Genomic DNA, 25,317 nt, shown 5'->3' on the forward strand with positions numbered 1-25,317 from the left:
AGGTGTCAGACGTGGCCATCAATTTAGACAAATTAGTGGGTTTCCATCAAAAAGCACTGAACATTCGTGAACAGAGAATGGAAGTCATTGCCGGTAATCTGGCTAATGCAAACACGCCAGGTTACAAAGCGCGGGACATCGACTTCCAACGTGCTATGGAATCTGCCCAGACATCTCAGCGTACTGGGTCAATGGCTCGTACCCATGAAGCCCATTACAACGGTAAACTCAATACAACTAGTTTTGACGTGGACTTTCGCATCCCAAATCAACCTGATACCGGCGACGGCAATACGGTAGAAGTACAGACTGAGCGGAATGAATTTCTCGATAATGGTATGCGCTATCAAGCATCGCTTCAGTTTCTAGAGAGTAAATTGAAAGGTATGAAAAAAGCCTTAAGTGGAGGGCAGTAATGAGTCTTTTTAATGTAATGTCAATTTCTGGTACCGGCATGGAGGCAGAAAGTGTCCGTCTGAATACCACGGCCAGTAATATCGCCAACGCCAACAGCGTGAGTAGCAGCTACGAAGACACTTATAAAGCTCGTTATCCTGTCTTTGCCGCAGAACTTGCCCAAGCCACCGGCGATCAAAGTAAAGGGGCTGGGGTACAAGTTAAAGGGGTGGTAGAGAGTGACGCACCGTTGCAAATCGAATATGCCCCTCATAATCCCATGGCAGATGAAAATGGGTATATCTACAAGCCCAATGTAAACATTGTCGAAGAAATGGCGAATATGATGTCAGCTTCGAAAGGGTATGAAACAAATGTACAGGTTGCAGATACCACCAAACGGATTTTCCGTCAGGTATTGCAGTTAGGTCGTAGTCAGTAATGAAGGCTGACATGAGGATATTTCAGTGAGCACAATTTCAAACGATGCTGGTTTAACATCAGAGCTTTACTGGCAGGAAGAAGGCGTTGCCGTTGCCGATGGCAGTGAACAACGGCTCTCCCAGGAAGATTTCTTTTCGTTGTTAACCGAGCAGTTAGCCAATCAAGATCCCACTAAACCGGTGGATAACGATCAAATGGTTGCGCAGATGACATCCTTTACCATGGCTGATGGTATCGAGCAATTAAACGAGAAGTTTGAGTCATTTGCTGCATCGATGACCTCAAATCAAGCGTTGCAAGCATCCAGCCTAATTGGTCAAAACGTCTTGGTTGAGGGCAACATTGGTTATATGGCCGAAGAAGGTGCTGGGTTTAGTGGTGTGTTAGTTAACGACCAAACGGTCCAAGACCTTGCTATCACCATAGAAAACCAATATGGAGAAATTGTCAAAACCATTAATGCTGGCACCCAAGGCGCAGGAAACATTGAGTTCACTTGGGACGGTACCAACAACAATGGTGATGCTATGCCAGCGGGGGAATATGTCATTAATGCCAATGGTACGGCTGATGGCGAAGGAACCTCTGTACCCATTGCAGTGAATAGGCATGTGGGTAGCGTGAGTATGACAGGTAACAGTCAAGGCATCGTTTTAAATTTGGCGGGTGATGTGAGCATTAGTCTCGATGACGTCATCCAAATTGGCAGTGAGTAGGAGAAAATACTATGTCATTTAATATAGCACTAAGTGGTGTTTCTGCCGCGCAAAAAGATTTGGACGTAACCGCCAATAATATAGCGAACGTCAATACGGTAGGTTTTAAAGAGTCCCGAGCCGAGTTTGGCGATGTGTATGCCTCTTCACTGCTTGCCGGTGGTAAAACGAAAGTGGGTGACGGTGTGTTAACCCAAGAAGTTGCCCAGCAGTTTTCCCAAGGGAGTTTGCAGTTTACCAACACCGCATTAGATTTAGCGATTACTGGTAATGGGTTTTTCGCCACGGTACCTGAAATTACATCACGAGATTTCTCGTTTACCCGAGCCGGCCAGTTTAAATTGGACGAAGACAACTTTGTCGTTAACAGCAACGGTGATAACTTGCTTGGTTTTCCTGTGAACACCGATGGCACTAGTTCATCTGTGGCGCTAAGTACCACCGAACCGGTACGGATCCCTGATTCATCAGGTTCGCCGCAGCAAACCTCTGAAGTGGATATTCGCATGAACTTGCCCGCCGGCGATCAAGCCATCGATCCTGCGCAGTTTAATCCTGATGATCCACTGACTTATAATGCGGCAACATCGGTGACGGTTTACGACTCCTTAGGCGATAGCCATGTAATGACGTATTACTTTATTAAGGATCCTGCAGCGACCACCACCAACGATTGGTATGTGGCCACCGCCGTGGATGATGATTTAGTCGATTTAGTGAACTCTGACGGCACGGATTCGGATGTCACTACGGCGGCTAATACAGTGGGAACCAGTTCCGGTTATCCTGCCACGGTGGCAAAGTTGTCATTCAGTCAGGGAGGTGATTTTATTGGTATCGAGTCACCGGATGGATTAACTTCCACGGATTACAAAATTGAGACTGAAGCGCTAGGGGCGACGATTCTCTCCAATGGTTCGGATCCAAGCCAGCAAATTGCCATCGACTTCAACCTAGATCCTTCTTCTGCGACTACCACAGAGCCAACACAGTTTGCGTCGGCTTTTGAAGTAACGTCATTAGAGCAAGACGGTTTACCTGTGGGTCGTTTGACCGGTATTGATATTGGCGCTGACGGTTTGGTAAGAGCGACATTCTCCAACGGTACGTCAGAACCCATTGTTCGGGTCGCACTAGTGAGATTTTCCAACGAACAAGGTTTGACTCAACAAAGTAGCACCCAATGGAAAGAGTCCATTGAGTCTGGAGAGGCGCTGGCGGGAGAAGCCACCACCGGAACCTTTGGGGAAATTAACTCTTCTGCTTTAGAACAAGCTAACGTAAACCTTACCACTGAGCTTATTGATTTGATCATTGCTCAGCGTAACTTCCAGGCAAACTCACGTGCCCTAGAAGTGAACAACCAGTTAAACCAGACCATCCTTAATATTCGTTAAGGTGTTATCTGTATAATTTGCATACCAAGGCCGCATCAGCGGCCTTTTCATTATCTGCGGTTCCCCTACTTACACTCTTGGCACTTAAATTGCTCAGTTATTGATAAGTTCAATAAAACGTCAAAAGTCAGTCATGGATAAATTACTCTATATTGCTGCAAGCGGCGCCAAACAAGACCTGTTGGCCACGGGTGTACGCGCCAATAATCTGGCGAATGCCCAGACGTCGGGTTTTCGGGCTCAACTGGAACAGGCAAGAGCGATGCCGGCATACGGCGAAGGTTTGCCGACTCGAGTGTTTTCAATGACTGAAAGTCCCGCCAGTAATTATGAATCTGGGGCCATGATCCAAACTAATCGAGATCTTGACGTAGCAATCCAAGGGGATGGCTGGTTTGCCATGCAAACTCCCGACGGTCAAGAAGCTTATAGTCGTGATGGCAGTTTTCAGCTCGGACCAAACGGTATGCTAACGGATATGCACGGCAATATGGCCATGGGCGACAACGGGCCGATTTATTTGCCGGTACCCTTGGACAATTTAAATATTTCCCAAGACGGTACGATTTCCACGCGACCTGTTGGGGCGCCAGAAAATGTGTCAGAAGAAGTGGGAAGGTTGAAGTTAGTGAACCCTGACCTTGCCAACTTAGAGAAAGGTTACGATGGTTTATTCCGCACCAAAGACGGGTCTATTGCCGTGGCTGATATCAACGTTAGCGTACGCACCGGTATGTTGGAAGGCTCTAACGTTAATGCGGTGGATGAGATGGTCAATATGATGAGCTTACAACGGCACTATGAAATGCAGGTAAAGCTGATGAAAAAGGCCGATGAACTGTCAACCCGCGGCAATGCACTATTGCGCATTATTTAATTACATTATGTCACGATCCTCAATACTGGGGACGTTAGGAGGTTCATATGCATCCAGCACTATGGATAAGTAAAACAGGTTTAGACGCTGCACAAACTGATGTGGCAGTGGTATCAAATAACCTGGCCAACGCCTCAACGGTGGGCTTTAAAAAAGACAGAGCGATCTTTGAAGATCTACTTTATCAGAATATTAATCAGCCTGGTGGTCGCTCATCGGCAGACACAGAATTGCCGTCGGGACTTATGTTAGGCTCAGGTTCTAAAGTGGTGGCTACCCAAAAAGCCCACACTCAAGGGAATTTGCTGACCACAGACAATGCTTTAGATATGTCTATTCAAGGGCGTGGGTATTTTGAAATTCTACAGCCTGATGGATCCATTGCTTACAGTCGTAATGGTCAGTTTACCATGAACGATGAAGGCCAAATCGTGACCTCCGGCGCGGGCTTTTTGCTCCAGCCAGAAATCACGGTTCCTGAAGATGCCCAGCAAATAACGATCTCTCAGGATGGTGAAGTGTCTGCCACAGTGCGGGGGGAAGCAGAGCCCCAAGTATTAGGGCAGCTTAACCTCGCAGATTTTGTAAACCCAACGGGGTTACAACCCACAGGGCAAAACCTGTATGTTGAAACTGCATCAAGCGGTGCTCCCATTGAAGGTGTGCCAGGATTAGAAGGGTTAGGAACCATTGCCCAAGGCACGCTGGAAACCTCCAATGTGAATGTGACCGAAGAATTGGTCAACCTCATTGAAAGTCAGCGCTTGTACGAAATGAATTCCAAGGTTATCTCGTCTGTTGATCAGATGCTTGGCCAGGTAATTCAGCAACTTTAATGGGTGATGTGATGCGGAATATCATTGTAATAGCAGGCTGGATATTGATAACGGGGTGTGCCAGCACATCCCAACCTCCAGTGCAGGCCAACGATCCGGCTTTTGCCCCTGTGATCCCTGATATTCCCCGAGAACAGATTGCCGAAGATGGGGCACTATTTCGTCCTTATATGGCCAATAGCCTGTATTCCGATGTCACGGCTCGTCGTGTCGGCGACATTATCACGGTGACGTTAAGTGAAAATACCGCTGCAACCAAATCAGCGAATACTGAAACCACCAAAGAAACAGGTATTGATCTGCAGCCAATCACAGGCTTAGGTGGCAATGGTATTAATATTGGTGGTCAATCTATTCAATTAGGAATTGACTCGACCAATGAATTCACCGGTGACGCTACGGCAAATCAAAGCAACAGTTTATCCGGTGCTATTTCCGTTACTGTGGTGGATGTGATGGCGAATCAAAACTTGGTGATCCGCGGTGAAAAGTGGCTGACGTTAAACCACGGTGACGAATATATTCGTCTGACAGGCATTATCCGCCCTGCGGACATCAGCCCTGAAAATGAAATCGTATCTACAAAAATTGCTAATGCCCGTATTCAGTATAGCGGCACTGGCAGCTTTGCCCGCGCTCAGGAAAAAGGCTGGCTTACCCGCTTTTTCACCTCTGAAGTTTGGCCATTCTAGGAGAGGGTTATGTCTGTGCTAAAAACAATCATCGTGTTGCTGGCATTAAGCTTTTCTGCTTTTTCCTCTGCCCAGCGCATTAAAGATGTGGCAAGTATACAAGGGGTGAGAAGTAACCAATTAGTAGGCTATGGCCTGGTTGTTGGGTTACCGGGAACCGGTGAGCAAAGTCCGTTTACCGAGCAGAGTTTTCGCACCATGTTAAGTAATTTTGGTATCAGTCTTGACCCTGGTACCAAGCCAAAAATCAAAAACGTAGCCGCGGTTGCCGTGCATGCGGAATTGCCCGCCTTTATTAAACCCGGTCAGACCATTGATGTTACGGTGTCTTCCGTAGGGGAGGCAAGTAGTTTACAGGGCGGAACGTTACTACAAACCTTCTTACGGGGTGTTGACGGTAAAGTCTACGCGGTAGCGCAAGGAAGCCTTGTGGTGAGTGGTTTTGGTGCCCAGGGCGGCGATGGTTCACGGATTGTTGTGAATACACCCACAGTGGGGCGTATTCCTAATGGCGCCTTTGTAGAACAAGCGGTGCCATCGGGTTTCGCCAACGGCGATAGTTTGACTCTTAATCTACATTACCCTGATTTTTCCACAGCAAAACGCTTGGCCGATACAATTAACCAACGTCTTGGCGCTCAGCCAGAGCAAGGCTATACCATTGCAACGCCCATCGATGCGGCGTCAGTTCGCGTCACTGCGCCCCGGGATGTAGGTCAACGAGTGGGCTTTTTAGCGACGGTGGAAAACTTTGATTTTGAACCGGCAGATGCACCCGCAAGAGTGGTGATTAACAGCCGCACCGGTACCATTGTAATTGGTCAGAATGTGCGTTTATTGCCTGCAGCTATTACCCACGGCGGGCTCACTGTCACCATCTCCGAGAATCAGCAGGTTTCCCAGCCCAATGCACTGGCTGATGGGGATACGGTAGTCACCACCCAGTCCATTGTGGATGTGGATATGGCCGACAGCAGAATGTTCAAATTTGAACCTGGCGCTACCCTTGATCAGCTTGTTCGGGCCGTCAATGAGGTGGGCGCCGCGCCTGGTGATCTCATGGCAATATTAGAAGCTTTGCGTCAGGCCGGTGCCTTACGCGGCGAATTGGTAATTATCTAATGGATATGCAAAACACCGCCCAAAGCCAGCTTGAAATGGCCCGTAACGTCAATGATATTGGCGGGCTGAATAATTTGCGCGAAGCTATTGCTAAAGGTGATGGCAAGGTACTGCAAGAAGCGGCACAACAGTTTGAAGCCATCTTTGTGCAAATGATGCTTAAATCTATGCGCAAAGCGCAAGATGCGCTGGCAGATGAAGATAGTCCATTTAATTCTGAACAAGTTAAGTTTTATCGTGATATGCACGATCAGCAATTGGCGGTAGATTTGTCCAGTAATGGTGGTATGGGTTTGGCCGATTTAATTGTTAAACAGCTTGGACAACAAGATCCGAACTATCAGCCCGCCAGCACAATTCGAGCTGACGGGAATTTGCCGTCTCTTAACCGACAGGTAGAACAACAGCGAAATATCGCCCAGGACGCCATGCTAGGGTCGTCTTCCAAAGGGACTTTATCTGCATATAAAGACGCCATGTTCGATAGTCCCCAAGCGTTTGTTGAAGCCCTTTACCCGTATGCACAAAAAGCTGCCGATACCTTAGGTACAGATGCTAAAGCAATCATTGCCCAAGCTGCAGTGGAAACGGGATGGGGACGCTATGTTATCCATGATGGTGCCGGTAACAGCACAAATAATCTATTTGGAATAAAAGCGGATACACGCTGGCAAGGTGAACAAGCGGTGGTGGATACCATCGAATTTGATCAAGGGGTGCCTGAAAGACGAAAAGCCGCTTTTAGACAGTACCCAACCTTAGAAAGTGGTCTAGCCGATTATGTTAACTTCGTACAATCCCAACCTCGTTACCAACAAGCCATTGCGGCAAAAGACGACACTCAGCAATATTTTCAAGCTCTTCAGCAAGCCGGTTATGCCACCGACCCTCAGTATGCAGAGAAAGTGATGGCGGTATACCGTAGCGAAACGGTTCAGGGGTATCAGCCGTGAATAACTGTGTTAGCGGGAGACCACACTCATGATTAGAACCGATCTGTTCAATATCGCTAAAACCGGCGTGAACGCGAGTAGCCAGTTACTGAATACCACATCGAACAATATCGCTAATGTGAATACAGATGGGTATGTTCGAGAACAAACTGTTTTTGAAAGCAGTACGCTCGGTGGGGTAGGCCAAGGGACAACAGAACGAGTAATCAGTATCTTTGCGCAAAACCAACTACGTCGAGATATTACCTCGGTAGGTGAGTTAGAAACGTTCGTGGAGAAAACCTCGTCGTTGGACAATTTGTTGGCCAGTGAAGCGAATTCTATTGCCGATGGTTTAAGTCAGTTTTTCGCCTCAATGCAAACGGCTGCCGATGATCCCACCAACCTTGCTTCCAGAGAAGCGGTGCTTGGCGAAGCCACAGGGTTGCTTTCTAGAATGCAAACTTTGTCGGAATTCATGGAAGCGAAAGAAGAAGAGTTAAACCTTCAGTTTACCAGCGAAGTTGAACATGCAAATAGCTTGATAAAAAGTATTGGAGAACTGAATTCTGCGGTACTAACAGCGAAGGGCGGAAGTGATAATGAGCCTTCGGTTTTATTGAATCAACGGGATAAAGCCATTAATGAACTAGCTGAATTGATGTCAGTGGAAGTTCGTGAAAACCAATATGGCGCTGTGGTGGTTAATTTGTCTTCCGGTGAATCTTTGGTTTTGGAAGATGGCTCATTTAATTTATTCGAATTAGGTAACGACGCGGATCTTACTTTCAAAGAACTGCAATTAACCACCGCCTTTGAAAATAAAGAAAATACCAGTTTAAACATTGCCGAAGATAGCCTCGGTGGAACCTTGGGCGGGCTGTTTCGCTTTCGTGATGAAATTCTAGGCCCTGCACAGCGGGATATAGGTCAAATGGCACTGGCTATGGCCGATGCAGTCAATACCCAAAACCATCTTGGTATGGATTTAGATTTACAACTCGGCGGTGATATTTTCACACTCCCCACCTTTGCTGGGTTGAACTTTGAGGGCACCCCGGATGATTTGCCGGTTGCTGCTCGGTTAACCCCGGGGCAAGGGGATCAAATTACCGATGCCGATTATAAGGTGACCATAGAATCAGTAGACGGCAGTAACTTTCCTACATCCGTTACCCTCACGTTATTAAACAGTGATGGAACGCCAAAGCAAGATGCCCAGGGTAATGACGTGGAATATACCGGCATCAGTGTAGGAAGTGGTTTTAATGAATTACCCGGTGGTATTGAAATAGAGTTTAACAGTGTCGCCAGCTACGATGCCGGTAACGAATTTTTGATACAGCCAACAAAATTTGCAGCATCAGATTTAACCCTAGCGACACAACGTCCTGAAGACTTAGCCTTTGCGTCTCCACTTAGAGCCGATGCTGATATTGGCAATCTTGGCGATGCCAAAGTAAGTGGCATACAAATTTCAAACACAGTGGTGGACAGTACCCTTGGTAGTGATGCCTCAGCGTTTGATGGTGCCGGCGATATTCACGATGCCAGTAGTGCCCCTGGAGGTACAGTGGGGGCTCCAGCGCAGATTGTCTTTAGTTCTTCCAGCGAGTTTTCTGTGCTTGATAGTGCGGGCAATTTGATTACCGAAGTCAGTGGTGCAAGTAGTTACGAAAACTTACTGAGTCAAGCTAAAACCACTGGCTCCAGCCCAGCTTGGCCGGCGGCGTTTAGTGCCCTTGATGACTATCCAGGTTATGACTTAAGTTTAAGCGGTGTGCCCGTTGCCGGTGATACCTTTAGCATTAGCTATAATACTAATGGCGTGGCAGATAATGCGAATGCATTGAATTTGGCCGAATTGCAAAAAGAGGGCATGGTACAACTGAGTAGTGACAATGCAAATCAGCTGCGAACGTTTCATGATGCCTATTCCTCATTAGTCGGTCGGGTGGGAGAAAGTTCGGCGACAGCACAGATTTCATTGGATGCTGCCGAAGCGATGAAAGTACAGTCGGAAAATTGGTTTGATAGTACATCTGGGGTCAGCCTAGATGAAGAAGCGGCAAATTTAGTGCGCTACCAACAAACTTATGCCGCCGCAGCTCGTATATTAACTACGGCACAAGAATTGTTTGATACGATTCTGGCAGCAGCGAGGTAAGATAAATCATGCGGATCACAACGAATCAGATTTATGACCAGAATATCCGTGCCATCATGGATAATCAAAAAGACATGTCCCAAACCCAGGAAGCCTTGTCCACGGGCAAGCAAATAAATCGTCCAAGCGATGATCCTGTGGGGGCTGCCAGTGTGATCCGTATTACTGAGCAACTGGACAAATTATCCCAATATCAACGTAATAACGACTTACTGACTAACGCGTTAGAGCAACAAGATACCGTTCTCAATAATATCAATGCGTCTCTAGCAAGTGCCAGAACACTCATTGTTCAGGCCGGCTCGGGGATCATGTCAGATGAAGACCAGCGTGCCATTGGCGTTGAATTAGAACAGATACGCAATGAGGTCTTGGATCTCATGAATACGCAAGATGCAGGGGGGAATTACATCTATTCTGGTCACCAATCTCAGCAGCAAGCTTTTACCTTTAACCCTTCCGCAACCGGTAACGCTATTTCTTTTAATGGCGATACGGGGACGACAGAAGTCTCTTTATCTGACAGTGTGACGGTACAACGTAGTTCTTCAGGCCAGGATGTGTTTGAAAATGTGCTAGCACGGTTTAATTTTGATCTTACCGGCAGTACAGGGGCAACCGTTGAAGCGGCTAAGGTAGAAGAGCAAGGTACCTTTGATACATTTTTTAATCAATATTATGATGGCGGGACCTCATCGAATAACGATTTTCAGCTGCAAATACTGAGTACCGGGCAGGTGCAACTAAGTAACATAGGAACCGGTGCCATAGTTGGAGAGGCCGCGTTTGTGTCTGGTGAACCTTTTACCATTGAAGGGATGTCTTACACCGTAACCGGTGTACCGGGAGACACGGTGGATTTTAGTCTACGGGAGCCAGAAAAGAAGAATGTAGCAGAAACCCTCAACGATATTGCAAATCAGCTTATCAATGATTCTCTTACTGGCGATGCGCTTACCGAAGCCCTGAGTGATGCGCTGGTGGGATTAGACAATGGTATGGAGAAAATACGGCTTGAACGTTCTTCTTTGGGCGGGCGGCTGAATGTTGCCGAGTCGATATACGGCACTAACCTTGATTTAGAAATTGCAGCTAAAGATGCCCGTGCCTCCATTGAGGAGACAGATTACGCTGAGGCCTCTGCAGAGTTTGCTAAACAAGAAGCCGCATTGAGCGCGGCATTGGCAACATTTCCTAAAGTCTCAAACCTTTCCTTGTTCAATTATATTACATAATTTTTTAATACCGGTTATACACGCTAGGTAAACTCGGGTTTGATTATCACAGTGTCCTGAATAGTAAGACACATACAAGATATCACCTTGTATCACTAAACCGGGATAGCTATTGTCTTTTGCGCTCGGTAGAGTGTAAAGAGGTGTGAGTTTGGCGGTATCTAAGTCGAGTAACCATAGTTGGGTTTTGAACTCACAGCCTGTCCAATTTCGCCCTGCCACTAATGCCGATTTCTCGGTTAAGCGTATCATTGCAGGGCCACCAATATAGGTGTTTAAGTCTTGCCAGTGCCAGGATGTATAGGGTGGCTTACTTACCCCTAATTGGGCACTAAAGGTATCGGCATCTCGCCTCACCAACCCGTAAATCTCCTTTCTTTTACCAAATAGTAGTGCGCTCTCGTTAGGATAACCTAAGTTGTCTCGCTTCAAGCTCATAGCCGGCTTGGATTGCCTGAACATTTGCCTATGAGGATGGCCAATACAGAGATCTAATTGCTGTAGTGGGCGATGATAGGCCAAGCCAAACGCTTGGTTGTCCAGCCAGGCAATACGCCATAGCCACCAGTGATTGTCGCCAAAAGGGTGGGCAGAAGACCATGACAAGCCATTATCAGAAAACCAGCTCAGCATTTTTGTGTAGCCATGTTGGTTATCCACGGCGCGAAAACGAGCAAAAGCCATAAGCCACAGTCGGCCGTTGCCATCCACTGATAGTTTTGGATCCCGAAGATCCGCATTAGGTAGGTGAATGCGTTCTCGTTGCACAACCTTTGCCTGAGGGGTTAGGCGTGCAATTTCGATATGGCCGTCGCCACTGATGTGATTACTTGCAATGCGGTAACAACACAACAATTGGTCTTGGTAATACGTCAGATCCGTGAAGGCGGCGTGGCTAGCCCGCCCAGATATTCTATGTATTGCCTGCAATTTAAGAAATTTTTCTTGTTTCATAATTTACCTGAAAACCAATGTGTTAAGTGTATTTATGCGGCAATTAAATGCCGCTTACCGGCAATTAAGTGAATTTATATTAAAGGGATGTGGCAAACAGTCGATATAAAATTCGAGAGAGCCAGTTCATCATTTACCCCTCAGGTTATGGTGACTACTAATTGTAATCGCCGGAAGTTCCGGCAGCCAGCCCTGCTGGACTGAGAGTGTAGGAGAGACTTATGTCTTTGTACGTTAATACCAATGTGTCTGCATTGAACGCTCAACGTCAGTTATTCGACGTTAGCAATTCCTTAGGCACTTCATTTGAGCGTCTGTCGTCTGGTTTCCGGATTAACAGCGCAAAAGATGATGCTGCCGGTCTACAAATTACAGACCGTATGACATCCCAAATCCAAGGTTTAGACCAAGCCGTTCGTAACGCTAACGATGCGATCTCACTGTCGCAAACAGCGGAAGGCGCATTGGATGAAACCACCACCGCGTTGCAGCGTATTCGTCAGTTGGCGGTACAATCTCAAAACGGTATCAACAGCTCTGCTGACCGTTTAGCACTGCAAAAAGAAGTATCTGCATTGGCCACTGAAATTACGCGAATTTCCACTGATTCGCAATTCAACGGCGTCGATATCTTAACGGGTGGTTTTTCTGCTCAGTTTTTGGTGGGTGCAAACGCAGGTCAAACAATCTCTGTAAACCTGTCTGCTACTAACCTGGCTGGACTTAACGGCTTTAGTGCTGGTGGCTTAGGCCTAACCGGCGGTACCGTTGCCGATGTGGCAAGTGCTTCATCACTATTAGGCGTGGTTGATGGTGCTATTTCTGCCATTGGTGGCGTGCGTGCTGACCTCGGTGCATTGCAAAACCGTTTCCAATCAACTATTCGTAACTTAAGTAGCATTTCTGAAAACGTTTCAGCTGCGCGTTCACGTATCCGTGATACCGACTTTGCTGCTGAGACTGCCGAATTGACACGTAACCAGATTATCCAGCAGGCAAGTACGACAGTATTGTCTCAGGCCAATCAGCGTCCACAGTCGGCACTTCAGTTATTGGGCTAATCGCTCAACTAACACCGGGAATGAAGCCGGGAGGTAGTGACTCTGAGGTTCTAAAGCGCATAAATTGACGCTTACCCTAAAATAAACATCAAAAAAGCCGGACAAGTTGTCCGGCTTTTCTTTAGGAAAAACAACGAATAACTAATTTTTGCCTGAGATATGACAAAAATTGGAAAAAATACCTAAAGGATTTTGTCTGTCCGTACGATACATAAAGCAACGGGGGCTGAAACTAATAAAATCAAATTCAGCACCTTAAAAAGCTAATAAAAACAATAATAAGCAAAAATGCTATGTCACGTTAAAAACAAAAATAGTGACGTAATCCATATCGTTAGGAGATAGAGAAATGAGTTTATTTGTAAATACTAATGTGTCGTCTTTAAATGCACAGCGTCAACTGTTTAATACAAGCAATAGCTTAGATACTGCTTTCGAGCGTTTATCGTCAGGGTTTCGTATCAATAGTGCCGCTGATGATGCCGCCGGCTTACAAATTTCTGATCGTATGACATCCCAAATAATGGGGCTTGATCAGGCGGTAAGAAATGCTAACGATGGTATTTCACTTGCACAAACCGCAGAAGGCGCAATGCAAGAAATCACCACTGCATTGCAGCGTATTCGTGTACTGGCTATTCAATCCCAGAACGGCATTAACTCTTCTGCCGACCGTCTGGCGCTACAAAAAGAAGTGTCAGCCCTTAAAACAGAAATTTCTCGAATTGCATCGACCACCCAGTTTGGTGGTGTAGATATACTTAATGGAAGTTTTTCATCATCGTTTTTGGTCGGTGCGAATGCGGGCCAAACCATTGGTGTCAATATTTCACGAGAAAATGGATTTGGATTTGTTGGACTGACAGGCACTAGCGATACTTCAGTACTGACCGAAGATTTGGCTTCTGCAGCATTAACCGCTGTGGACTCAGCAATTTCCATTGTTGATGCTAAACGGGCGGACCTCGGTGCTATTCAAAACCGTTTTCAGTCTACTATTCGTAACTTATCTAATATTTCTGAAAACGTGTCTGCTGCTCGCTCTCGTATTAGAGATACGGATTTTGCGACAGAAACAGCCACCTTGACACGTAATCAAATATTGCAACAAGCCAGTACTACTGTGTTAAGCCAAGCAAACCAACGTCCTCAGGCGGCATTGAGTTTACTGCAGTAATACTTAGCATTAAGACACACCGGTCTAAGGCATAAATAATAAGACGAAGGCAAAAAAGGCGGGGCGCTGACTGGCAGGAATGAAGCCAGGAGGTAGTGAGAGGTATGAGGTCTGGAACAACATACCCGCCCGTCAGCTAGAGCAAAGCAAGCTTTGCCCGGAAATCCGGGAGTGACCCGGAAGTGTCAATGTTTTAACACCAACACACAATAATAAGCATAGCGTGTGCCAAATTTTTAAAGTTGTCCACGGTATGCAAAGTTAATTTAATGACGCCTTAGGTGTCTGTATTTAGGCAGCGGGTTAGGAAAGCATAATTTTGGATTCGGTAAGTACGAGCAAGATTATCTTCAACTGCTTGATACATTACAATTTTCCAAAAAAGCGGCAAAGTAGCGCAGGTAGGAAACGAAGTTATGCCATGCAAGCGGCAACTTTCTCCCATCATAACCGTCGCTTTTACCGGTAGAGGCACACCCTATAACCATCCGTGAAGGATTATTTTAATAAAGTGTGTCGTAAAGCGGATAAATTTGGGAAATGTATTACACTGAAATATGGGAAGGAGTTGAGAGGCCGCCCAAACCAGGTACCCCTAGCGGGGGACTGGTGAAATAAAACGCCGGCTAACAGGACTGAGAGGTAGAAGAGTGGTTGAGAGGCCAGTTATTTCTACTAATTATCCTGCCAGCCGACTGGAAACATTTTAAAGTTTTGCTCTAACTCCTAACGTGAGCAAAATTGGCCGGGACGTCTGTTCCGGCCTTTTTTATTTTTATGCCGAAACAACCTGCTCAATCTCACGCTATTCAAACTTAAGCATATCCTATGCCAAAAAAACGTGCCAAATAGTTGGCACTGACTTCAATGGTATTTAGAACAATACATTGAACGAGGTTTTCATACCTGAACATTTTGCACGAAATTTCTCCATTGAAAATAGAAAAGACAAACTTTTCCAGTGCTATTTAATCATTCCATCCTAAAAAGTTAAAAAATATCTCTTTTAATACAGTGGGTTATACGTTTTTTGAATTTTTTTTCGAAAAAAAGCTAAAGGTACTCAAGGAATGGTCGATAACTATTGTTGAGGGGTAATTTAATTACTTAAATGTGATGCTGTTAAGCATTATCAATGAGGGGCTTGTTGGCGTAGTGACCCAGCAAGTCTGAACTGGAAGGTATTGACTGTAACGTAAGTTACATCGATTCCCTAGGAGGTATTCTAATGTCTTTATATGTAAATACTAATGCTTCTTCTCTGAACGCACAGCGTCAGCTTTATGATGTAAGCAATAAGCTAAACACGTCGTTCGAAAGATTGTCATCTGGCTTTCGAATTAACAGTGCTGCCGATGATGCTGCCGGTTTGCAAATTTCTGATCGTCTGACTACCCAGGTTGAAGGTTTGAATCAGGCTGTACGAAATGCCAACGATGCCATTTCTTTGGCGCAAACATCAGAAGGTGCCCTTGCAGAGGTGACCACAAGTTTGCAACGTATCCGTCAGTTAGCGGTACAGTCGCAAAGTGGGATCAACAGTTCGGCAGACCGTGCCGCACTGCAAAAAGAGGTAGCAGCCTTACAAACAGAGATTTCCCGTATTTCTACGGATACGCAGTTTGGTGGTGTTGACTTACTTAAAGGTAATTACTCCGCGACCTTTCTTGTTGGGGCAAATGCTGGACAGTCTATTAGTATCAACTTGTCTCGTACGGGTGGTTTTGGCGCTTCGGGTTTAGGTGTTGGTTCGTTGACAATCGCCACCGCCACAGACGCTAGTGCCGCACTTGGTGCTATCGATAACGCTATGTCTGCCATTGGTGGTGTGCGTGCCGATCTAGGTGCTTTACAAAACCGCTTCCAATCAACCATTCGTAACCTAAGCAGTATCTCTGAAAACTTGTCTCAGGCTCGTTCTCGTATTCGTGATACCGACTTTGCGTCTGAAACAGCCGAACTGACACGTAATCAAATTATCCAGCAAGCATCTATATCTGTGCTAAGCCAAGCGAATCAGCGTCCCCAAGCTGCATTATCTTTGCTAGGATAAAGTCAGTTAAGACTTAAAAGGTATAGGGAAGCGTGAGGTTTGGTGCTTCCCCGTATTCTCTTTGAGATAAGGAGGTAACTGTGGATATCTCAAACTTACAAGTTGGCCAAAATTTTGCTGCTACTCCGATTAACGACGTACCGTTACAACAAAAGCCAGTTGTTGCTCCCATTGATAAAGATAATGGCGATAACAATACGGCGTTTGAAAGTGACAGAGATTCTGCACAAAATGCTCAAGTACCCGAGCAAACGGTCGATAACGTAATCACAGAGCAGCAAGAACAGTCCGATATTGAGGCTGCTACTCGGGAAGTAGAGAGTTTTCTTCAAGTACAAAATCGCAATTTGGCGTTTTCAGTAGATGAAGAAACTAATCGCTCAGTCGTGACGGTAAAAGATTCCGCATCCGGTGATGTTATTCGGCAGATTCCCACAGACGAGGTATTACGACTCGCTGAACGAATTAAGAATTTGCAGGAAGACATAGGCAGTAGTGTGGGGATGCTTGTAAACAACAAAGTGTAAATGAGGTAAGTAAATGACTATTCAATCGTTAGGTGTTGGTTCGGGACTTGCGCTTGACGATCTGGTCACGCAATTACTCGATGCTGAACGTACGCCAAAAGAAGAGGCGTTAAACGAGCGTGAAGAGCAGGTTGAAGCCGAAATATCTGGTCTAGGGCAAGTGAAATCAGTGTTGTCTGATTTTCAGGACGCCGTAGATGAATTGCGAACAGATGCAGACATCAATGGCCGTGAGCCAACCATTACCAATCCTGATGAAGATTTTGAAAACATTACCGCTGAAGCGTCAAACTCTGCGCTTAGAGGTAGCTATGAAATTGCTGTTGAGCAACTTGCAGAGGGCAGTCGTGTCGTTACTGATGACGGTGCTTTTTCTGATTCTAGTGATGCTATCTTATCTTCAGGTACAGGTTCATTGACCTTTAATGTCGGTACCACCGGCGACTCCTTTACCATTGACGTAGCAGCAGGGATGACACTAGCGCAATTGCGTGAAGCCATCAATGACAGCGAAAATAACTTTGGCGTGAATGCCAACATTATCGAGACAGGCACCTCTGCCGGTCCAAGACTTGTTTTTACTTCTGAGGTCACCGGTACAGGCAATGATTTAGAAATTGTTAATGACACCGGAGTTGCCGAATTAAATCGTCTCGCCACATCAAGCTCTAGTCCTTTAGGGCTAATTTCTGACAGCAATATTTCCTCTGCGACGAATGCCCGGGCAACCATTGACGGCATCGTGGTAGAAAGCAACTCTAACGAATTTGAAAATACCATTCAGAATGTGTCGTTTGAAGCTGAGCGTGTATCGCCATTGGCGGCAGATGGCATTTCTTTTCAAACCTCTACGCTGGAAATCGGGTATGACAAGGAAGGCTTGGAAACCAAAATTCGCGATTTCGTAGATACGTACAACAGCGTGATGAGCGAACTTAGCACCCTTACTCGCTACGGTGAGTCGGAGTTGGAAGAAGATGGCGCCCTCGCCGGAGATTCGTTAATGCGGGGGATCATGACGGGTATGGCGTCTATCGTGGGGACGAATGTTTCTTCTTCGGCATTAGGCGGTTTGTTTCAACTTGGTGTAGAACTGAATTCCGATGGCGAACTTGAGATCGGGAGTTCTGATTTCGGGCTAGGCACCGGTGAAGAGCGTCTAGAAGATGCCTTAGAAGATAATTTTGATGAAATCTCAAAGCTCTTTACGGATGAAAATGAAGGTATTGCCACTCGTCTTTACGAATTTGCTGAACAATATGTTTCCTACAGTGGCTTAATCACACTCAGAGAGAATGCCGCGAAAGATAATCGCGAAGAGATTTATGATGATCGTGAAACCCTCGAACTGCGCATGGCCAGCTATGAGCAAGTTCTGCGAGACAAATATTTGAATCTTGACCAAACTGTTGCTCAATTAAATTCAACCAGTTCAGCGCTGCTGGCTACCTTAGGATAAGTTAGGAGTTATCATGGCACTTACAGGTATTAACGCTTACCGCAAAGGTAACCTTAAACAAGATATTGCGAATGCAGATCCTCATAAACTGACATTGATGCTAATGCAGGGGGCGTTAGACCGTCTAGCATATGCAAAAGGCGCCATGGAGCGCAAAGAGTATGCGTCTAAATCAGAATTTCTTTCTCGCGTTACTGCCATATTGATTAATTTGCGAGATACCCTGGATTTAGATATCGGCGGTGAAGTGGCGGAAAATATGTTTGCTTTATATGAGTATATGATTGAACGCACGGGTGAAGCCCATGTCAGGAATGACTTGCAGATCCTCGACGAAGTCATTAGCCTATTAACTCCCATTCGTGATGCGTGGGTTCAGATTCCTCAGACGGCGAAAGAGGAAGCCTATGAAGCCCAGCGTCAAAAACGTCAGGCCGTGTGAATACAGAACTTAATCATTCCCTAACACCGCAGGCACTTGCTGAGATCAACCAACGTATCTTACAGTGCCTGGCCGATGAGGATGAAGCCTCTCGGTATCAGACTCTCCTGTCTTTAATTCAGCAACGCGATGCATTTATTCAATCCCATTTAGCGTCTTTAACCGGCGAAGACGCAAAATCTTTTGCGCAGCAGGAAGTTAGCGTCAATAATAAGTTATTGGAAGTGGCGCAGACTTTGCTAAAGTCAGCTAAAGATGATGTGAGCCAGTTTTTACAAAGTCAAAAGGCGGTAAAGCATTACCGCAAATGATATGTTAAGGCGTAATTGCATCAGCTAACTTAACGCCGGTTCGTAGACTGGTTATTCGTGGAAATCTTCGCATGTTTAATAATAAGAGTATTCTCATCACTGGCGGAACCGGCTCCTTCGGACGGAAGTTTGTCAGTTATTTGCTAAAGAATTATTCACTTCGAAAAGTTATCATTTATTCTCGTGATGAGCTTAAGCAGTTTGAGATGCAGCAGCTTTTTGATGCTGATTGTATGCGCTATTTCATCGGCGATGTGCGTGACAAAGATCGTTTGATTACGGCCATGAAAGATGTGGATTATGTGGTCCACGCCGCAGCCCTTAAACAAGTCCCCGCTGCCGAATACAACCCCAATGAATGTATCAAAACCAACATTAATGGCGCGCAAAATGTCATCGATGCGTGTATTGCCAATAATGTCTCGCGGGTTATTGCCTTGTCCACAGATAAAGCGGCCAATCCGGTAAACCTTTATGGTGCGACTAAGCTGGCGTCAGATAAGCTTTTTGTGGCCGCAAATAACCTGTCTGGTGCAACCGGGCCCCGCTTTTCTGTTGTGCGTTATGGCAATGTGGTGGGAAGTCGCGGCTCTGTGGTCCCCTTTTATCGTAAATTGCTTAGTGAAGGGAAACGCAAGTTACCGGTAACCCATCCTGAGATGACCCGCTTTTGGATCACCTTAGACGAAGGCGTGGAATTTGTGGTGAAAAACTTTTCGCGTATGCAAGGGGGAGAGATTTTTGTCCCCAAGATCCCCTCTATCCGTATCGTGGATTTAGTGGAAGCCATGAGTGGGGCGCGGGATTATGAAATTATCGGTATCCGTCCTGGCGAAAAGCTACACGAAGTGATGGTGCCAGAAGAAATGGCCCATCATTCCATTGAATTTGACGACCATTTTGTTATCGCTCCAGCCATTACGTTCTTTGACAAAAACGTAGACTACTTTCGCAATCGACTCGGTGATAAAGGGCAATCCGTTTCTGAAAAGTTTGAATATCATTCGGGTAAAAACCCCCACTTTCTTGATATAGCTGAACTACAAGCGTTGGATAAAAAAGCCACATGATCCCCTACGGTAAACATTCTGTTGATGAGGCAGACATTCAGGCCGTTGTTGAAGTGCTGCAAAATCAGTTTTTAACCCAGGGACAGCAGGTTCCTGCGTTTGAACAACGCTTATGTGAATATACCGGTGCGAGTGGGGCAGTGGCATGCAACAGTGGCACCTCAGGCTTACACCTTGCTTGTTTAGCGGCCGGTGTGACCGTGGGCGATCTGGTGTGGACTGTACCTAACTCGTTTGCTGCGTCAGCAAACGCTGCGCGCTATTGTGGCGCGGATGTGGATTTCATCGACATTGATCCGATAACGCGTAATCTAAGTGTTGAGGCCTTGGCACAAAAACTACAGCAAGCAAAAAAGCGAGGGCGATTGCCCAAAGCCATCGTGGTGGTGCATTTTGCCGGTAGCAGTTGTGATATGAACGCCATTGCGCAATTAACCGCGCCTTATGATATTTTGCTTATTGAAGATGCCGCTCACGCCCTTGGCGGGAAAGACAAAGATGGCCATCGTGTAGGAGCGTGTCATTATTCGGCCATGACAGTGACCAGTTTTCACCCTGTGAAGTCTATTACCACGGCCGAAGGCGGCGTGGTGTTTACCAATGATCCCTACTACGAATCACAGTTGCGTTTATATGCCAGCCATGGCATTACCAAAGCCCCTAAAAGCCTGCCTGAGGGCCATGAAAATGAACCTTGGTTTTATGCTCAGCAGTCCCTTGGTTTTAATTATCGGTTAAGCGATCTTCATGCGGCCCTTGGTCTTGCCCAAATACAACGAATTGACACCTTTATTGCCAAACGATTGGAAAAAGCCAAGCGGTATCATAAGGCGCTATCATCCCTCGCGGTTAAGCGCCCAGTACTCGATGAAAATAGCGCATGGCACCTGTACATGATTGAAGTCGTGCCAGCGCATCGAACCCGCATCTTCAATGCCTTGCGGGACCAAGGAATAGGGGTGAACGTGCATTATATTCCCATTCATTTGCATCCCTATTATCAGTCGTTGGGCTTTTCTCTTGGCGACTTTCCCCATAGTGAACAGTATTACAACGGGGCCATTACGCTGCCTTTATTTCCTGATTTATCAGTGAAAGATCAAGACACAGTGATTGCTACATTAGGTGAGGTGCTTAAATGAACATTGCGGTTATCCCTGCCCGGGGAGGCAGCAAGCGTATACCTAACAAAAATATTCGTTTATTTGCGGGTAAGCCCCTGATTGCTTATTCCATTGAAGCGGCAAAAAATAGTCAACTTTTTGATGATATTGTGGTGTCAACAGACTCTGATGATATTGCTCGCGTTGCCAAAGAGTACGGTGCATCTTGTGTCATTGAGCGCCCAGCCACATTAGCTGGCGATTTTACCGGTACTTTTCCAGTTGTTCAGCATGGCATCCATCAATATCAGCGTTTAAACGGGCCGGTTAATTACGTTTGCTGTATTTATGCTACGGCTCCATTTTTACAAGCAGATAAGTTACAAGAAGGCTATGGAAGGTTGCTTGACGAACCGGATATGCATTTCGCGTTTTCAGTAACTACCTTTCCATTTCCAATTCAAAGAGCCATCACCCTTAAAGGTAAAGGGGTATGTGCTATACAACCCGAGCAAATGGGTAAGCGCTCTCAGGATTTGGTAGAGTGCTATCATGACGCCGGCCAGTTTTATTGGGGAACAACCAACGCCTGGCTAACAGGAAAGCCGACTTTTGCACCCACGAGTATTCCGGTGATTCTGCCCCGTTATTTGGTGCAAGATATTGACACCCCGGAAGACTGGCAACGTGCAGAGTTAATGTATCGTGCCTATGTGTCTATGGATAAATAATGCAGGAAAAAATACTAATTATCAGAATGTTGGGGCTTGGTGATGTCACCTGTGTCGGGATCCCGGCCATCCGTCATATCAAACAAAAATACCCCGATGCTAATATTCATGTACTTACTTACGCCGCTGGGGAAGACATTATTGCTTTGGCTGAGCCCGATGTTCACATTATGGCATTGAAAAAAGGCGAGTGGCCGGAAAATATTGTCAATGCCATGCAGACCTTTTTGGGGTTAGCAGAGACAATTTTAGGCGAAAAATACAGTCGCATCATTAATTTAGATACCTGGTTTATGCCTTGTTTTCTTGCCCGTTTTTTGAAGGACGCGGGCGAACCCGTGGTGGGCAATACCATGAGTATTAGTGTGGCTGAGTTGGTGGATAAATTCCAACAACAAACCTTGTCCGCTGATTACGTCAACGTTCCTGAACACTATATGCAAAGTACCTGGTTGAGCATGGCTCAATGGCATACTGCTTGGTGGGAAAATGGTATTTCTTTAGAACGGGGTTATCCTGAATTCTATTTACGCCGGTGCTGTGGGTTTGGTGACATTGCCATGGATATGGCCATTGATGTGCCTGCCGATACCGCGTTAGCGGCGATGGATAAACCGGTTGTTGCCATGGCCACAGAAGCGCGAACAAAAGAACGTCACTATCCTTACGGTGAACAACTAAAACAGTTGTTAGAAGAGCAAGGGGTAATGGTTTGGAGTGGTTTTGATGGGCGTTATCCTATGCTTGACACCTTAGGTAAACTTAAAGCCAGTCAATTATTAATTACTGTGCCTTCTGCTCCCCAATGGCTAGCCACTACCGTTAATACGCCTTCGCTAGTCATAAGTGGCACTGTAGATCCAAGAACCTTAATGCCAGAGTTTGCCACCGATATGTCGTCACAACCTGTTGCCGCCGAGATCCTCGCTGAGGGCGTAATGAACATTCTAAAAGGACAGGGCCATGGGTGATATTAAAATTGGCAAGCGACTGATTGGGCCACAAACGCCACCGTTTATCATTGCAGAGTTAAGTGGTAATCACAGTCAAAATTATGACCTTGCGTGCGCCATGGTGGATGCCGCGGCGAAAGCGGGCGCCCATGCAATTAAACTGCAAACCTATACCGCCGATTCCATGACCCTAAATGTAGCTAGCGATGACTTTGTGATTTCAGAGCAAGATAGCTTATGGAAAGGAGAGTCGCTGCACGCATTGTATCAAAAAGCGGCGACCCCGTATGAATGGCATCAAGGTTTATTTGAACGGGCCCAATCCTTAGGCATGCTCGCTTTCAGTTCACCGTTTGATTGTGACGCGGTGGACTTCCTCGACAGTCTAGGTGTTCCCTGTTTTAAGATCGCGTCTTTCGAGCTTACCGATTTACCCCTTATTGGGTATGCGGCAAGTAAAGGAAAACCGTTGATTATGTCTACCGGTATGGCAAGTTTGTCAGATATCGAAGATGCTGTGCAATGTGCAAAAGCCCATGGTTGTGATGATATCATTTTGCTTAAATGTACAAGCACCTATCCTGCCGATCCCAGCAATACCCATTTAACCACTATTCCACATATGCGAGCCGCTTTTTCCTGTCAGGTAGGACTGAGCGACCATACCGGCGGTATCGGTGCGGCTGTGGCGTCGGTAGCATTAGGCGCCAGTGTTATAGAAAAGCACTTTGTATTAGACAGAAACGCTGGTGGCGTAGATGCGGCATTTTCCTTAGAACCTAATGAGCTGGCACTGCTAGTTACCGAAACAAAGCGCGCCTGGCAGGCTATGGGCAAGGTAACCTATGGTGGTAGCCAAGCCGAAGACGCGGCGAAACAATATCGACGTTCGATTTATGTTAGCGCGGATATTGCACAAGGCGAGGTTTTGACCAAGGATAATCTTAAAGTGGTTAGGCCGGCCTTTGGTTTAGCGCCTAAACATTGGCAGGAAGTACTTGGCGGTAAAGCCCGGCAAGCGCTTAAAAAGGGCACCGCACTGTCTTGGGAGCATGTAACGTTGTGAAGCCGCTGCTTTTTCGAGTCAATGTTTCCTCGACCATTGGTATGGGGCACTTAATGCGGTCATTGGCGTTGGCACAAGCAGCTCAAAGCAATGACATTCCCTGTCACTTTATTGTCGATATGGGGGGGAAATCTCTGGCTGTTAGTCGTCACGATTGGATTTACCCTGTGGTGGAGTGCCCCTTCGATAAATCCTCAGACAATGCCGCTTTCATTGCTAATTATGCCCAGACCATAAATGCATCTGTGTTGGTGGTGGATGGCTATGCTATCCGGGCCGAAGAAGTCCTATTGTGCAAACAGCAATTGCCTGTGGTGGTCATGGATGATGGTCAATTAAGCCAACTTAGTGTGGCTGATATTATCGTTAATAGTACGTCCCAAGCCCTGGATCAGGAATATCAACGACGTCAGCCAAATGCGCTCTTGTGTACAGGGGCAAAATACCGCCTTATGCGCAAAGAGTTTCAAGTGGGTATGCCACCAGCTTTTGAGCACCGTCATGGTCTGGTGTTGTCGTTAGGTGGAAGTGATCCGAAAAACCTTACGATCCCTTTAATTAATGCACTGGGGAAGGTACTTAATAATACCCCTTTGCGCGTGGTAACTGGCGCTGCTTTTACCAATACTCCGGCGTTACAACAGGCCATAACGAACAGTACTTTGCCTATACAGCATATTCATAATTGCCAGGATATGGCGGATGTGTGGCGAAACAGCAAGTTGGCAATCAGTGCCGCTGGCGGCAGTCAATTTGAGTTGGGGGTATGTGAAACCCCTGCTGTGCTTTTAATGGTAGCCGAAAATCAACGTTTGGCGACTGAGCAGGCGGAACAGGAAGGATGGTGCTGCACCTTTGATTGTATTGCCCAACCTCCCATAGACGGGATCGCCAATAAGGTCAGTGATTTATGGCGTAACACCGATAAATTAAAAACCATGCATGAAGCCTTACGGGATAAGTATCATGCAGATGGCGCTTATCATGTGTTGGATGCCATTGCAGGAGTGTTAAATCGGTGACTGATACTGTTGTGAATGTGCCCATTATCGAAGCCTATCAGGTTCGTCTTCGTCCCATTACCGTTGCTGATCTCACTTGTTTGCGGCAATGGCGTAACAGTGCTTTTGTACGAGAAAAGATGGTCAGCACTGGGCTAATCAGCCACGAGCAGCAGCTCGCTTGGTACAAAAAAATAGCTACCGACCCTAGTCAAATGCACTGGGTCATTGAATACCGAGATACGCCCATCGGCGCGGTGAATGTTAAGGTTTTCGAGGACGACGATTCGGTCACCTCAGCCAAGATCCTAGAGCCGGGTTTGTATATTGGCGAACCTCGATACCAAGGTAATATTGTGGCGTTTGCTCCCACGCTGGCGTTGTATGATTATTGTTTTTCCGTTTTTCATACTCAGCAATTTCATGCATCGGTGAAGGCTGATAACGAGGCTGCAATAAAATATAACCAGCAATTGGGTTATGAAACCGTCAGTCGGGGACAATTTGTCACCTTAAGCTTGCAAAAAGCATGTTATGAGCGGCAAACTGTCACCTTAAAGTCACTGTTGTCACGAACAGGCAAGACTAAATAATC

At 46.3% G+C, this 25,317-nt stretch carries 26 protein-coding genes; 25 read left to right on the forward strand and 1 reads right to left on the reverse strand.

The annotated features are described in order from the left end of the window. The first annotated feature begins 11 nt into the window (after window positions 1-11). The 11 genes from flgB (at window position 12) to flgL (ending at window position 10,814) form a co-directional block, all read left to right on the forward strand. Window positions 12-416 carry a flagellar basal body rod protein FlgB gene (gene flgB / locus KO501_RS06775; RefSeq protein WP_216028873.1) on the forward strand — a complete coding sequence of 135 codons (405 nt, stop codon included), beginning with the start codon at window positions 12-14 and terminating at the stop codon, window positions 414-416. After that, window positions 416-838: a flagellar basal body rod protein FlgC gene (flgC, locus tag KO501_RS06780; RefSeq protein WP_216028874.1), complete on the forward strand. Its 423-nt coding sequence runs from the start codon at window positions 416-418 to the stop codon at window positions 836-838. Before flgB ends, flgC begins: the two co-directional genes overlap by 1 nt. A gap of 25 nt (window positions 839-863) precedes the next feature. After that, complete coding sequence (locus KO501_RS06785) at window positions 864-1,556, forward strand: flagellar hook assembly protein FlgD (protein ID WP_216028875.1); 693 nt, start codon at window positions 864-866, stop codon at window positions 1,554-1,556. Between the two features lie 11 nt (window positions 1,557-1,567). Then, window positions 1,568-2,953, forward strand: coding sequence for a flagellar hook protein FlgE (gene flgE / locus KO501_RS06790; protein WP_216028876.1), 1,386 nt, complete (start codon window positions 1,568-1,570; stop codon window positions 2,951-2,953). 133 nt (window positions 2,954-3,086) lie between these two features. Beyond that, window positions 3,087-3,830, forward strand: coding sequence for a flagellar basal body rod protein FlgF (locus tag KO501_RS06795; RefSeq protein WP_216028877.1), 744 nt, complete (start codon window positions 3,087-3,089; stop codon window positions 3,828-3,830). 47 nt (window positions 3,831-3,877) lie between these two features. Beyond that, entirely contained in the window at window positions 3,878-4,666 is a 789-nt protein-coding gene (gene flgG / locus KO501_RS06800; protein ID WP_216028878.1) for a flagellar basal-body rod protein FlgG, read from the forward strand. 11 nt (window positions 4,667-4,677) lie between these two features. Further along, window positions 4,678-5,358 (forward strand): flagellar basal body L-ring protein FlgH, encoded by a 681-nt coding sequence (flgH, locus tag KO501_RS06805; protein WP_216028879.1) that lies wholly within the window; start codon window positions 4,678-4,680, stop codon window positions 5,356-5,358. Between the two features lie 9 nt (window positions 5,359-5,367). Further along, entirely contained in the window at window positions 5,368-6,480 is a 1,113-nt protein-coding gene (locus KO501_RS06810; protein ID WP_216028880.1) for a flagellar basal body P-ring protein FlgI, read from the forward strand. Continuing rightward, on the forward strand, window positions 6,480-7,433 hold the full coding sequence (gene flgJ, locus KO501_RS06815) for a flagellar assembly peptidoglycan hydrolase FlgJ (protein ID WP_216028881.1): 954 nt from the start codon (window positions 6,480-6,482) through the stop codon (window positions 7,431-7,433). The genes KO501_RS06810 and flgJ overlap by 1 nt, the downstream gene beginning before the upstream one ends. Window positions 7,434-7,461: 28 nt before the next feature. Beyond that, complete coding sequence (gene flgK / locus KO501_RS06820; RefSeq protein ID WP_216028882.1) at window positions 7,462-9,579, forward strand: flagellar hook-associated protein FlgK; 2,118 nt, start codon at window positions 7,462-7,464, stop codon at window positions 9,577-9,579. An 8-nt stretch (window positions 9,580-9,587) separates the two neighbouring features. Continuing rightward, window positions 9,588-10,814, forward strand: coding sequence for a flagellar hook-associated protein FlgL (flgL, locus tag KO501_RS06825; protein ID WP_216028883.1), 1,227 nt, complete (start codon window positions 9,588-9,590; stop codon window positions 10,812-10,814). On the opposite strand, the gene KO501_RS06830 is transcribed toward flgL, so the two are convergent. Continuing rightward, window positions 10,782-11,768: a hypothetical protein gene (locus KO501_RS06830; RefSeq protein WP_216028884.1), complete on the reverse strand. Its 987-nt coding sequence runs from the start codon at window positions 11,766-11,768 to the stop codon at window positions 10,782-10,784. The genes flgL and KO501_RS06830 overlap by 33 nt on opposite strands. Window positions 11,769-11,989: 221 nt before the next feature. Between KO501_RS06830 and KO501_RS06835 the strand changes: the two genes are divergently transcribed. The 14 genes from KO501_RS06835 to KO501_RS06900 all read left to right on the forward strand — a co-directional run bounded on the left by KO501_RS06835 (window position 11,990) and on the right by KO501_RS06900 (window position 25,315). After that, window positions 11,990-12,829, forward strand: a complete 840-nt coding sequence (locus KO501_RS06835; protein WP_216028885.1) for a flagellin — start codon at window positions 11,990-11,992, stop codon at window positions 12,827-12,829. A gap of 349 nt (window positions 12,830-13,178) precedes the next feature. Further along, window positions 13,179-14,006, forward strand: a complete 828-nt coding sequence (locus KO501_RS06840) for a flagellin (protein ID WP_216028886.1) — start codon at window positions 13,179-13,181, stop codon at window positions 14,004-14,006. A 1,228-nt stretch (window positions 14,007-15,234) separates the two neighbouring features. Then, window positions 15,235-16,059 (forward strand): flagellin, encoded by an 825-nt coding sequence (locus KO501_RS06845; protein ID WP_216028887.1) that lies wholly within the window; start codon window positions 15,235-15,237, stop codon window positions 16,057-16,059. 80 nt (window positions 16,060-16,139) lie between these two features. After that, window positions 16,140-16,586 (forward strand): flagellar protein FlaG, encoded by a 447-nt coding sequence (locus KO501_RS18305; RefSeq protein ID WP_216028888.1) that lies wholly within the window; start codon window positions 16,140-16,142, stop codon window positions 16,584-16,586. A gap of 13 nt (window positions 16,587-16,599) precedes the next feature. Then, complete coding sequence (fliD, locus tag KO501_RS06855) at window positions 16,600-18,045, forward strand: flagellar filament capping protein FliD (RefSeq protein ID WP_216028889.1); 1,446 nt, start codon at window positions 16,600-16,602, stop codon at window positions 18,043-18,045. A gap of 13 nt (window positions 18,046-18,058) precedes the next feature. Further along, window positions 18,059-18,487, forward strand: a complete 429-nt coding sequence (gene fliS / locus KO501_RS06860) for a flagellar export chaperone FliS (RefSeq protein WP_216028890.1) — start codon at window positions 18,059-18,061, stop codon at window positions 18,485-18,487. Then, window positions 18,484-18,798 (forward strand): hypothetical protein, encoded by a 315-nt coding sequence (locus tag KO501_RS06865; protein ID WP_216028891.1) that lies wholly within the window; start codon window positions 18,484-18,486, stop codon window positions 18,796-18,798. The genes fliS and KO501_RS06865 overlap by 4 nt, the downstream gene beginning before the upstream one ends. A gap of 71 nt (window positions 18,799-18,869) precedes the next feature. Further along, a complete protein-coding gene (gene pseB, locus KO501_RS06870) occupies window positions 18,870-19,868 on the forward strand; it encodes a UDP-N-acetylglucosamine 4,6-dehydratase (inverting) (protein ID WP_216028892.1) in 999 nt (332 codons plus the stop codon). Next, complete coding sequence (gene pseC, locus KO501_RS06875; protein ID WP_216028893.1) at window positions 19,865-21,010, forward strand: UDP-4-amino-4,6-dideoxy-N-acetyl-beta-L-altrosamine transaminase; 1,146 nt, start codon at window positions 19,865-19,867, stop codon at window positions 21,008-21,010. The genes pseB and pseC overlap by 4 nt, the downstream gene beginning before the upstream one ends. Next, window positions 21,007-21,702: a pseudaminic acid cytidylyltransferase gene (pseF, locus tag KO501_RS06880; RefSeq protein WP_216028894.1), complete on the forward strand. Its 696-nt coding sequence runs from the start codon at window positions 21,007-21,009 to the stop codon at window positions 21,700-21,702. The genes pseC and pseF overlap by 4 nt, the downstream gene beginning before the upstream one ends. Beyond that, window positions 21,702-22,673 (forward strand): hypothetical protein, encoded by a 972-nt coding sequence (locus KO501_RS06885; RefSeq protein ID WP_252728191.1) that lies wholly within the window; start codon window positions 21,702-21,704, stop codon window positions 22,671-22,673. The genes pseF and KO501_RS06885 overlap by 1 nt, the downstream gene beginning before the upstream one ends. Then, window positions 22,666-23,721, forward strand: a complete 1,056-nt coding sequence (pseI, locus tag KO501_RS06890; protein ID WP_216028895.1) for a pseudaminic acid synthase — start codon at window positions 22,666-22,668, stop codon at window positions 23,719-23,721. Before KO501_RS06885 ends, pseI begins: the two co-directional genes overlap by 8 nt. After that, entirely contained in the window at window positions 23,718-24,743 is a 1,026-nt protein-coding gene (gene pseG, locus KO501_RS06895) for a UDP-2,4-diacetamido-2,4,6-trideoxy-beta-L-altropyranose hydrolase (RefSeq protein WP_216028896.1), read from the forward strand. Before pseI ends, pseG begins: the two co-directional genes overlap by 4 nt. Further along, window positions 24,740-25,315 carry a GNAT family N-acetyltransferase gene (locus tag KO501_RS06900; protein ID WP_216028897.1) on the forward strand — a complete coding sequence of 192 codons (576 nt, stop codon included), beginning with the start codon at window positions 24,740-24,742 and terminating at the stop codon, window positions 25,313-25,315. Before pseG ends, KO501_RS06900 begins: the two co-directional genes overlap by 4 nt. Window positions 25,316-25,317 lie beyond the last annotated feature (2 nt).

The organism is Alteromonas sp. C1M14 (assembly GCF_018860965.1).
Classification (GTDB): Bacteria; Pseudomonadota; Gammaproteobacteria; order Enterobacterales; family Alteromonadaceae; genus Alteromonas.